The sequence below is a fragment of the Kribbella sp. NPDC004875 genome (assembly GCF_042873375.1).
Classification (GTDB): domain Bacteria; phylum Actinomycetota; class Actinomycetes; order Propionibacteriales; family Kribbellaceae; genus Kribbella.
In genome coordinates this window covers 88,657-100,308 of sequence record NZ_JBIALI010000004.1, presented here as the reverse complement: position 1 = coordinate 100,308, position 11,652 = coordinate 88,657, and the positions used below count along the sequence as shown (strand labels likewise).

The following is an 11,652-nucleotide window of genomic DNA, read 5'->3' as shown; positions in this document are numbered from 1 at the left end:
GCGGCCCGGTTGGTACCGTGCCGTGGTCCGTGACATCACGCCAGGAGGTGAGGCCCCGATGAACGCTGCAGCGCAGTGGGTGCTCCCCCTCTCGTGGTCACGGGCGGGCGATTGACGTAGGTGTCGTCGGGAGCGCCTCAGAAGCTCCCGAAAGGAACACCGATGAACTCTTCGCCTTTCAGTCCGGGCGTTCACGCCCACCCGGTGACGGTCGCACGCGTCGCCGACAATCAATGGCACGCGATCGAGAACGACCTGGTCGTCGGTCGCGGCCACGCCGCCCGCCGGCTCGACGGCCGGACCTTCCTCAGCATCGACACCTGGCGGGACGCCGTCTTCGACCGGCTCGCCGCCGCGATGCTGGCCGATCAGCCGGGCCTGCGGTACACGGTGGTCGACGAGACCGATCAGAACCTCACGGCGCAGTGGATTCTCGCGGGATTCGCGATCTGGCGCCGCGAGGCGGAGTACGCCGTACCGACCAAACCGACTGCCACGCCGTCCGGGTTGGCCATCGTGAGTGGTGACGACGTGGCCGAGGCTCCGTTGCGGGAGCTGGATCGGGCGATTCGCGCCGAGGTCGAATCCACCGTCGGGTGGCACACGATGCCCGCGGAGGTGCTCCCCTGGCAGGGCGGGACGAGGCCGCTCGACCCTTCGAAGTACACGGTCGCGGTCCGGGACGGCCGGTACGTCGGCCTGGTCCGGCTCGCGACGATGACCCGACTGCCGCGGATCGGACTGGTCGCGGTCCTGGCCGCCGAGCAACGCCGCGGGATCGCCGGAGCCCTGCTCGCTCACGCCCTGGGTGAACTGCACCGCGCCGGCAAGGCCGCGGCGACGGCAGAGGTCGACGAGACCAACACCGCCGCGGCAGCGCTGCTCGAAGGACTCGGCGGCCACCGAACGGGCGGAACCCTCGAACTGATTCACGGAAAGGCCTGACGATGCCCAGAACAGTAGGTCTCGAGATGGAAGGCGTCGTCGTCGAGTGCCTCCGGAACGCCAACTTCCGGGTCGAACTCAGCAACGGCCACCGGGTCCTCGCCCACATCAGCGGGAAGATCCGGAAGAACTACATCAAGATCCTCCCCGAGGACCGCGTCCTGGTGGAGCTCAGCCCCTATGACCTGACGCGGGGCCGGATCATCTTCCGCTACCGCAACTGATCAACCTGGCCAGGACCAGCCCGTGCTAGATTCTTACGAAAGCGCGGGACTGGTCTCCGGTCCGGGGCGCAACGGCGGACGACGCCGAAAGGGCAAGGCCCACCTACTCCAGCTCAACTCTGGGAGGGGCGCCATGCCCACACTCGATACGTACAAGAAGCAGGCCAAGCAACTCCTGCGCTGGCACCGCGACCACAACCACTCGGTCGGTGGCCGCATCCGCCAACTGCCGCGCTACCGCGATGTGACGGATCACGAATCGCTCGCGCTGGACTTCAAGCTCACCGAGGCACAGGAGATCATCGCGCTCGAGGCGGGTTACGACAGCTGGGCCGCGCTGCGGACGGCCGTCGAGGGTGCCTCGCCGCGACCGCCCGAGGCACCGAAGCCCGTCGTACTCGACGCCGCGCGGCCGGTCCTGTTCGTTCGCGACGTACAGGCGGCCGCCGAGTTCTATCGCGAGCGCCTCGGGTTCCGCGTCGACTTCCTGCACGGCAGCCCGCCGTTCTACGGCTCGGTGTCACGCGACGGCGCGACCTTGCACCTGCGATTCGTGCACAGGCCGGTCCTCACCGCGGACGCCGCGCGCGAGGAGGGGCTCGTGATGGCCTTCATCGAAGTCCGGAACGTCAAGGAGTTGTACGCGGAGTACGTCGCGGCCGGCGTGGAGCCGGCCCAGAAGCTCACCAAACAGGCCTGGGGCGGCACGGACTTCATCGTGCGCGACCTGGACGGCAACACCATCGCCTTCGCCGGCTGAGCCAACCGGTTCGGAAGACCGGCATGACACATCGCACACACCTCCCGTCGAACTCAAGACTAGAACATGTGTTCGATCAGGCGGTAATCTGAAAACATGCTTGGTCGGTTCACGGTGCGCCCCTCCGACGACGGAACCAACAGGTTTGGCGTCTGGGACGGTGCGGTCAACGGGTGGCGTGCGACAGGGATCGACGACGAGACGGAGGCCCGGCAGGTGGCCTCCGATCTCGACGTCCAGTACGACGCCCACGGGCCCCGGCCCGCGGACGCGATCCGCAAGGTCGATCCCAGCCAGCCGGTCCAGCGCGCCACCTGGTCGACCGGCGAGCTGGACATCTGGATCCGCGACAACGGCGAGTGGCTCGGCCGTTTCCGCGACAAGGACGGCGGGATCGCCTGGGTCCCCGGGTCGGACCTCAGACCGCTCTAGGCGCGCGTGACCAGCAGCCAGGTCAAATAGCCGACGTACGCCGCGACGAACACCCCCGCAGCCCGCTGGACACGCTTGCTCAGCGAGGACTGTTGGGCGTGGGCTTGCCGGAGGCCGGGGGTTTCGGGTTGCCGATCATCTTCCGCGGCGGGTTGACGAAGCGTTTCACCGGGAGTCCCTGCATCGCGCCCTGCATCGCGGTCTCCCATAGCGGGCCGGCGGTGCCGGAGCCGGTCGGGTCGGCGATGTCCTGGCCGTCCAGCGTGTGGCCGTACATCAGGTTCGTGTACGGCAGGTTCGCGTCGGCGACGACCGCTGCCGCGGCGAGGTTCGGGGTGTAGCCGGCGAACCAGACCGCCAGGTTCTGCTGGATCGTCCCGGTCTTGCCCGCCATGTCGCGAGTACCGAACCGCAGATGGCCACCGGTACCGCCCGGCATCATCACCTGGCTGAGGACCCGGTTGACCCCGTCCGCCACCGCTCGCGGCAGCACCTGCTTGCAGTCGAAGCCAGGGCCCGGGATCGGCTTGCCGGACTTGTCCCGCACCGAGGTGACGACCAGCGGGTTGCAGTACTTCCCGCGCGCCGCGAACGTGGCGTACGCGTTCGACAGCATCAGCGGCGTCACGTACCCGACGCCCAGCGTCATCGACACCACCTGGTCGAGCGGCCCCATCGTCTGCGCGTTGTACATCCCGAGCCGGGAGGCGATCTTGGCGATCGCGCACAGCCCGGTGCGCTGCGACAGTTGCAGGAAGTAGGTGTTGGTCGAGAACCGCGCCGCCTCGACCATCGTCAGATCACCGCTGTGCGTCGAGTTCTTCGGCGTGTACGTCGGGTCGCGGGTCCAGCCGTGACAGGTCCGGAACTTCGTGTTCCGCAGGTCGATCTGCTCCGGCGAGTTGATCCGGTAGTCCATCGGGATGCCCTTCGACAGGGCCGCCGCGATCGTGAACGCCTTCATCGTCGAGCCGTTCTGGAACCCGCCGTACCCACCGGCGTAGGACTTCTCGACGTTGTAGTTGTAGTTCGTCTGGTAGCGCCCGTTGCCGTACGGGCGGCTCTGCACCATCGCCTTGACCAGCCCGGTGCCCGGCTCGACGACGGTGATCGCCGCGATCGCGGTGTCCTTGCGCTCGGTGTGCTTCGCGATCGACGCCTGGGCGGCCGCCTGGACCCGCGGGTCGATCGAGGTCCGGATCAGCAGGCCGCCGGTCTTCAGGTAGTGGTCGCGGTCCTTGACGGTCTGGCCGAGCGCCGGGTTGGCGAGCAGCTTGGAGACCACGTAGTCGCAGTAGAACGGGTACCGCGAGTTCGCGCACCCGTTCGGCACCGGTTCGACCGCGGCCAGGTCGATGACCGGGGTGCGGAGCGCCTGGTTCGCACTCCGCACGGTGATCGCGCCGAGTTCGAGCATCCGCTTGATCACCACGTCCCGGCGGGCCCGGGACCGGGGCAGGTCGTTGGTCGGGTCGTAGCCGCTCGGGTTCTTCACCAGGCCGGCCAGCAGCGCCGCCTGCGGGAGCGTGAGCTTGTCGGCCGTGGTCCGGAAGTAGTGCTGCGCGGCGGTCTGGACGCCGTACGCGCCGTCGCCGAAGTTCGCCAGGTTCAGGTACCGCTCGAGGATCTCGTCCTTCGACAGCTCGCTCTCGACGGCGATCGCGTACCGCAGCTCGGTCAGCTTACGCTCGTACGAGATCTCGGTGGCCTTCTGCCGCTCGGCGGCCGTCCGCGCCTTCTCGACCAGGCTCATCTTCACGTACTGCTGGGTGATGCTCGACCCGCCCTGCTGGACCTCGCCCCCGGTCGAGTTCCGCACCATCGCCCGCAGCGTGCCCTTCAGGTCCAGCGCGCCGTGCTCGTAGAACCGGGAGTCCTCGATCGCCACGATCGCCTTGCGCATGATCGGACTGACGGTGCCCAGCCGCACCGGGACCCGGTTCTGCTCGTAGAGGGTGGCGATCAGCGAGCCGTCCGCGGCCAGGATGCGGCTGCGGACGGCGAGCGGATCGGTCTGGAATTCCTTCGGCAGGTTCTGGACGGTGCCCGCGACCTCAGCCGCGCCACGTCCGGCGAAGCCCGCGAACGGCACCGCCAGCCCGGCCGCGAGCGCACCCGAAAGTACGCTCACGCCGATGAACGTGATCAACGACCGAGCCCAACTGCGACCGCCCCTGTCGGTACGCACCCACCCAGGCTAGACGAGTGATCACTGTCCGGGTACCCCGGAATTGATTGCCTCGATCAACTTCGGCCGCAACTCGGCCGCGCTGATCACCGCGTCGACGGACCCGACCTCGCGGGCCCGCTCGATGCTGTGCACCCGGTCGAACTCGGCCGCCACCTCGCCCAGTTTCTCTGCCCGTACGACGGTTCGCACGTCCGCGAGCTCCGTCGCCAGCGCGGCACGCTCGGCTCCGGACGCCTCACCGACACGCTCGGCGAGCGACGCGACCCGCGGGTCGGCGGCGGTCCGCGCGTCGACCTCGGCCGCGAAAACGACCGCCGCGGCCGGCGCGCCGCCGAGTACGGAGGCGAACGAACCCTCCACCGCGAGCACCGTCATCGACGGGTTCAGCGACTTCGAGAACACCACGAACGCGCCGCCGTGGTACCGCGAGACCACGCAGAAAACGATCGGTCCGGAGAAGTTCACGATCGCGCGCCCGATCTCCGCGCCGTACTCCAGCTGCAGGTTGCGCATCGAGTCCGGCGAGCCGTCGAACCCGGACAGGTTCGCCAGCACCACCAGCGGCCGGTTGCCACTGGCCGAGTTGATCGCCCGCGCGACCTTCTTCGACGATCGCGGGAACAGCGTGCCCGCGGTGTAGGTGTCCGGGCCGTCGGTGGGCGGGAAGCCCCGGCGCGGCACCGACCTGGACTCGATCCCGACCAGACAGACCGGGTACCCACCGAGGCGCGCGTCCTGGACGACGGCGGTGTCGGCGTCGGCCATCCCGGCCCAGCGCTCCAGCACCGGGTGGTCCTGGTCGGTCACCGCCCGCATCAGCGTGCGGATGTCGAACGCCTTCTTCCGGTCCGGGTTCGTCGCCGCCGAGAAGATCTCGCCGATCGTCTTGAAGTCGCTCCCGGCGACGTCGTGCGGGTACGGCGTGACGTCGCGCTCGACCGGGTCCGTCGTGACCGCGCGCCGCGGGCCGCTCTCGCCCGGCAGGACGTACGTGTGGTCGTAGTGCGTCATCAGCACGTCCCGGGCGCCCTTCAGGTCCGGCGCCCAGTACTGCGCCTGGCCGTTCGGGCCCATCACCCGGTCGTACCCGCCGATGCCGAAGTTGTCCTCGGCCGACACGCTGCCGGAGAAGTCGAGCGTTTGCTTCCCGGTCAGCACCATCGCGCTGTCCGGCGTCATCACCAGGATGCCCTTGGTGTGCATCAGCATCGTGGCCTCGGCGTTCCAGTACGGCTGCGCGCCGACGTTGATCCCCGCGACCACGACGTTGATCTCGCCGCCGGCCTGGGTGAACTCGACGATCCGCTTCAGCGCCTTCGCGACCCAGTCCATGTTCTCGGTGCCGGAGTCCATCGAGATCCGGGCACCGGCCGACAGCGAGTACCACTCGACCGGAACCTGCATCCGCTCGGCGAGGTCGAGGGCCGCGATGATCCGCGAGCACTCCGCCTCGGCGACCGCGCCGAGCGCCATCGTCGGGTCGCCGCTCATCGCGACCCGCGTCACCCCTTCCGGGTACCGCTCGGTCGGCGTGGTGACCAGGCCGACGATGATGCCGGCCTTGTTCAGGCCCTTCGGGCGGTCGACCGGGATCAGGTTGCCGGTGTCGTCCAGGTCGTGCTCGACGAACGAGCCGCCCTGGCCGGCGACCATGCCGCTGACCTCGTACGGGTAGATCGTGTTCCGGCGCCGGGACCGCTGCACCTTCTGCGCGTAGTCGTCGAGCGGCAGCAGCCGGCCGGTCGGCGGCTGCTCCACCGAGGTCACGACCCCGGCGCCGTGCTGGTAGTAGAACCGGGCCGCGACCGGGTTGGTGGTGCCGTCCGGAGCCGCGACACGGCCCTGGACCAGGACCTCCTCGATCCCGGCGCCGGCGGTCAGCGGGGCGATGTTGCGCTGCAGCGCGGTCACCTCGTCGACCTGGGCCTCGACCACCGGCCAGATCTGCACCCAGACGTGGTTCATGTCGAGCTTCGCCCCCGCCGCGCCGCGGGCCGTCCGGGCCCGGCGGATCGCCTCCAGACAGTTCGCGATCGCCCGCTCCGCGTGTGGCAGCGACGTGACCTGGCCGTCCTCGTCGCGGACGACCGCGAACTGACGGACCTGGGCCAGCGCGACCAGCCGCCGGTCCGCGTCGTTGTCGCGCGCGACACAGTAGTAGAGGAGTACGTCGTCCGGTGCGTCCAGGCGGGTGATCCGGAAGTCGCGCAGCCGCCACAGGTTCAGCCGGCGGCCGACCATCGGGTGTACGCCGCGGACGTTGTCGTCCTCGATCATCGAGCCGCCCGCTGGGCGGTAGGTGAAGTACGACACCGGCCGGCCCTGTCCCGGGGCGATCGCGACCGAGATCCGGCGTACCCGCTGGGCGATCGGCAGGTCGGCGACCAGCCGGCGGTAGCGGTCCGAGGCCTCCTGCTGGGACTCGGGCAGCTCCGGACCGTGCAGGTAGAGCTCGACGACGGCTTCATGACCCGCCGTACGGGCGTCGATCCGCGCGGTCAGCGCCCGCGACAGCTCGCTGTCCGGATCCGCGAGCTCGGCGACCGTGCCGACCGTGGTGACCAGGTGGCTCGGCTTGTCGTCGATCGAGTAGTCGGCGGTCGCGAACGGCCGCCCGTCGACCGCGAACTCGCGCAGGTCGTGCAGCTCGTACTCCCGGTAGTGCCGCCGGACGAGCACCGCGAGCATCGGCTCGCGCTCGCCCCAGCCGCCCACCAGCCGCTCGGCGAGGAACCGGACGATCGGCTCCGGGATCGCGGCCAGCGCGTCCACCCGCTGCTGCCGGTCCGGCGCGTCCGGGTTCGCGGCCAGGTCGGCCACCTCGTCACCGACGCCGGCGATGATCGACGCCCGCTCGGCGTCCACCTGCGGCTGGTCGAACCAGCGGAACCGGACACTCCGCGCCAGGTCCCCGACCACCGGGAACCGCAGCTGCGTGGCCAACACCAACCGGTCCAGCAGCTCGTGCACCGACTCGTCGAGCGGCGCCGGCGGCAGTGGCTCGGCGATCCACCGCTGCAGCACCGACGTCACCAGCAGTACGTCGGGGTTCGAGCGCAACTGTGCCAGGAAGATCCGGAAGACCGCCTCCTCCAGCTCCGGGCTCCGCTCCAGCGCGGTCACGCCGTAGTGGCTCAACACCCGGGTCAGACGGCTCTGGAACTCGGCCGGCAACCCGCCGCGGTCGGGGTCCAGGCTCTGCAGATACGCGTGGAAGTACTCGCGCGGGCTGTGCACCCGGTTCTCGATGCTGGTGTCGGTGCCGGCGGGCCGGTTCCGGCTCAGCTCGGCGAAGTCCGCGAACACCGTCAGCAGCTCGATCTCGGCGCCGACGGGCGGTCCGGGCTGCTGGTGCGCGAGCTCCGACCGGGCGGCGAGGTAGTCGGCCAGCATGCCGCCCTCGTCCTGCGGGTCGATGTCGAACCCGAGCAGCATGCTGCGCAGGTCGTCCAGTCCGCGCTCGACGCGCTCCAGGGCGGACTTCTCCCCCGTCCCGTTCGGCAGGTCCAGGTCGACGCCGTTCTGCACCGGGGCGGCCGCTTCGTCAGCACCCTCGTCGGCGACCGGCTCCAGCCGCAGCAGCGGCGCACCGGTCTCGACCTGGCTGCCGGTCGAGACCTGCAGCTCCTTCACGGTCGCCTTGAACGGCGCGTACAGCACCGTCTCCATCTTCATGCTCTCCAGCACCAGCACGGGCGCGCCGGCCTCGACCTCGGCGCCGGTCTGCACCGGCGTCGCCACCACGAGTGCCGGCGCGGGCGAACGCAGTACGCCGCCCTCGTCGCGGCTCACGCGGTGGGTCACGCCGTCGACCTCGACCAGGTGCACCGGACCATGGGTCGCGGTGACCAGGCGGAACCGCTGCCCGCCGACCAGCAGCCGGCTCGTGTACTCGTCCAGGCGCTCCAGCTCGGCGTCCACCACCTTGAGGTGGTCGTTGCCGTTGCCGACGCCGACCCGGAAGCGGTCCGGACCGATCCGCGCCACGGTCACCCGGTAACTCGCGCCACGCAGCTTCAGGTCGATGGCCCGGCCGACCTCGTGCTGCACCTGCGGGCGGCCGCCGTGCGCGGTCTCGAACAGACGCGTCCGCTCGACCTGCTCGGCGTCCTCATAGCCCTCGATCGCGGCCGCGACCAGCGCGACGCCGGAGTGCCGGTGCGAGACCAGGCGGCCCTCGCCGCGGACCCGGTCGATCCAGCCGGTGTCCGCGCTGCCGTCGATCACCTCGGGCTGGTCGAGCAGGTCGAGGATGAAGCTCTTGTTGGTCGCACCGCCCTCGATCAGCACGGTGGTCGCCTGCATCGCCCGGCGCAGCCGCGCCAGCGCCTCCTCGCGGGTCCGGCCGTAGCCGATGATCTTCGCGATCATCGAGTCGAAGTCCGCCGGGATGCTGTCGCCGGCGCTGACGCCGGTGTCGACCCGGATTCCCGGACCGGCCGGCAGGTCGAGGACGGCGATCCGCCCCGGCGACGGCGCGAAGTCCCGGTCCGGGTCCTCCGCGTTCAGCCGGGCCTCGACGGCGTGCCCGCTCTCGAGCGGCTTGCTGCCCTCCAGCCGGCCGCCGGACGCCACGTGCAACTGCGCCTTCACCAGGTCGAACCCGGTGGTCAGCTCGGTGATCGGGTGCTCGACCTGGAGGCGGGTGTTCACCTCGAGGAACGCGAACGTCTTCTCGCCCGGGTGATAGAGGAACTCGACCGTCGCGGCGCCCTGGTACCCGACCGCGAGCGCGAGCCGCTCGGCGGACGCCTTCAGGTCCTCGACCTGGGACGCGGCGAGCAGCGGCGACGCCGACTCCTCGATCACCTTCTGGTTGCGGCGCTGCACCGAGCAGTCGCGGACGCCGAGCGCCCACGCCGTACCTTGGCCGTCCGCGATCACCTGGACCTCGACGTGCCGGGCGCCGGTGACGAGACGCTCCAGGAAGACGATGCCGCTACCAAAGGCGCGGGCCGCCTCGTCACTGGTCCGCGCGTACGCGTCGGACAGCTCGTCGGCGGAGCGCACCACCCGGATGCCGCGGCCACCGCCGCCGGCCGTTGCCTTGAGCATCAACGGGTAGCCGATCCGCTCGGCCGCCTCGAGCGCGGCCTCCAGCGACTCGACCGCGCCGCGGCTCCAGGGCGCGACCGGTACGCCGACCTCCTCGGCGATCAGCTTCGAGCCGATCTTGTCGCCGAGCTTGCGCATCGCCTCGGCCGACGGGCCGATGAAGGTCACGCCGATCCGCTCGCACAGCTGCGCGAACGCGGGATCCTCGGCGACGAAGCCCCAGCCGACCCAGGCCGCGTCGGCCCCGGTCTCGCGGAGCGCGCGCTCCAGGACCGCGAGGTCAAGGTACGGCCGGGCCGACGCCGGGCCGAGCGGGTAGGTGATGTCCGCCGCCCGGACGAAGGTCGCGGCACGCTCGCCGTCGGTGAACAAGGCCACGGTCTCGATCGGGTCACCGCCTTCTGCGTTGACTTCCCGGACCGCGTTGATCAGCCGCATCGCGGCTTCTCCCCGGTTCACTATTGCGATACGCTTGAACATCGACCGCCTCCGTGTCTCACCCTGAGCTTCGCGGGCAGACCTCTCCCCTGGATCGCAGAAGACAGCTGCCGCTGGCACAGGTTTTCAGTCGATGGCCGTTACCGTCGAGTCGGCCCCCCTCCCAGGCGTGTTTTCGCGTTCTGCTACGTGACCCCGCCGTGCGAAAAACTGCCCGCCAGGGAGGGAACAACAGATGACTCAGGAAATGATCGACCGGCTACGCGGCGAAGTCGCCGGACCCGTGCTGACCCCGGAGGCCGAGGGGTACGCCGAGGAACTGTCCGGCTTCAACCTCGCGGTGACGCACACCCCCGACGTGGTGGTCGGGCTGACGTCCGAGGACGACGCGGTCGCGGTGGTCCGGGCAGCGGCCGAGAGCGGTACGCCGGTGCGCGTCCTGGCGACTGGCCACGGGATCCCGAACCCGATCCAGGACGGGATCGTGGTCACCACGACGCGCCTGACCGGCCTGACCGTGGATCCCGAGGCCAAGATCGCGCACATCGCCGCCGGCAACCGGTGGGCCGAGGTGATCGCGGCCGCCGCGCCGCACGGCCTCGCCCCGATCGCCGGCGCCTCCGACGCGGTCGGCTGCGTCGGCTACACGCTCGGCGGCGGCCTCGGCCCGCTGGCCCGGACGTACGGTTTCTCGTCGGACTGGGCCCGGGGGTTCCGCGTGGTGACCGCGGCAGGCGAGGTCGTGACCGCCGACCCGACCGAGAACGCCGACCTGTTCTGGGCGTTGCGCGGCGGCAAGGGCGGTTTCGGCATCGTCACTGCGATGGACTTCGCGCTCGCCGAGCTGAGCACGCTGTACGGCGGTTCGGTGTTCTTCGACGCCGAGTCCGTCGCGCCCGTGCTGAGCAGCTGGACCGAGTGGACCAAGACGCTGCCCGAGTCCGCGAACTCGTCGGTCGTGATCCTGCGACTGCCACCGCTCGAGTTCATCCCCGAACCGCTGCGCGGCAAGACGGTGCTCTCCGTCCGGTTCGCGTACGTCGGTGACGCGGCCGAGGGCAAACGCCTGTTCCAGCCGATCCGGGACGCGGGGACGGTGCTGATCGACACGGTCGGTGAGCTGCCGGTGAGCGACATCGCGCTGATCCACAACGATCCCAAGGACCCGACACCGTCGTGGGACCGCGGAGTGCTGCTGACCGGGATCGACGCCGGCTTCGTCGACGCGTTCCTCGACGCCGTCGGACCGGAGCAGCAGGTCCCGCTGATCGCGGTCGAGATCCGGCACCTCGGGGGCGCCACGGAGCGGGACGTTCCCGGGGGCAGTGCCGTCGGCGGCCGGTCCGGGGCGTTCACGCTGACGATCATCGGCGTACCGGATCCGGTATTGTTCGAAAAGGTGCTTCCGGCAACGGTTGACGGGGTGCTGGCGGCGTTGCGGCCGTGGGTGTCCGCCGAGACCACGGTGAACTTCGCCGGCGGGTTCGCGTTGCCGGGCTCGTACGAGGCGTCCTGGCCGGCGGACACGTTCGCGCGGCTGGCCGGGATCCGGGCGGCGTACGACCCGAATCGGCTGTTCCCGTACGGACCTCGCCAGGGGTGAGATT

The 11,652-nt window shown here is 70.2% G+C and carries 7 protein-coding genes; 5 read left to right on the top strand and 2 right to left on the bottom strand.

Features of this window, described 5'->3' with window-relative positions:
• The first annotated feature begins 162 nt into the window (after positions 1 to 162).
• The 4 genes from ACFYRH_RS22830 (at position 163) to ACFYRH_RS22815 (ending at position 2,361) form a co-directional block, all read left to right on the top strand.
• Positions 163 to 945 (top strand): GNAT family N-acetyltransferase, encoded by a 783-nt coding sequence (locus ACFYRH_RS22830; protein ID WP_387778602.1) that lies wholly within the window; start codon positions 163 to 165, stop codon positions 943 to 945.
• A gap of 2 nt (positions 946 to 947) precedes the next feature.
• Positions 948 to 1,169 (top strand): translation initiation factor IF-1, encoded by a 222-nt coding sequence (infA, locus tag ACFYRH_RS22825; protein ID WP_387778599.1) that lies wholly within the window; start codon positions 948 to 950, stop codon positions 1,167 to 1,169.
• A 133-nt stretch (positions 1,170 to 1,302) separates the two neighbouring features.
• A complete protein-coding gene (locus ACFYRH_RS22820; protein ID WP_387778596.1) occupies positions 1,303 to 1,929 on the top strand; it encodes a glyoxalase superfamily protein in 627 nt (208 codons plus the stop codon).
• A gap of 96 nt (positions 1,930 to 2,025) precedes the next feature.
• A complete protein-coding gene (locus tag ACFYRH_RS22815; RefSeq protein ID WP_387778594.1) occupies positions 2,026 to 2,361 on the top strand; it encodes a hypothetical protein in 336 nt (111 codons plus the stop codon).
• A 79-nt stretch (positions 2,362 to 2,440) separates the two neighbouring features.
• Here ACFYRH_RS22815 and ACFYRH_RS22810 read toward each other — a convergent pair whose 3' ends face one another.
• Together ACFYRH_RS22810 and ACFYRH_RS22805 are read right to left on the bottom strand one after the other, a co-directional pair.
• Positions 2,441 to 4,492, bottom strand: a complete 2,052-nt coding sequence (locus ACFYRH_RS22810) for a transglycosylase domain-containing protein (RefSeq protein ID WP_387778591.1) — start codon at positions 4,490 to 4,492, stop codon at positions 2,441 to 2,443.
• A 78-nt stretch (positions 4,493 to 4,570) separates the two neighbouring features.
• Entirely contained in the window at positions 4,571 to 10,087 is a 5,517-nt protein-coding gene (locus ACFYRH_RS22805; RefSeq protein ID WP_387778588.1) for a carboxyl transferase domain-containing protein, read from the bottom strand.
• A 193-nt stretch (positions 10,088 to 10,280) separates the two neighbouring features.
• On the opposite strand from ACFYRH_RS22805, the gene ACFYRH_RS22800 reads away from it, so the two are divergent.
• On the top strand, positions 10,281 to 11,648 hold the full coding sequence (locus ACFYRH_RS22800; protein WP_387778585.1) for an FAD-binding oxidoreductase: 1,368 nt from the start codon (positions 10,281 to 10,283) through the stop codon (positions 11,646 to 11,648).
• Positions 11,649 to 11,652: the final 4 nt, after the last annotated feature.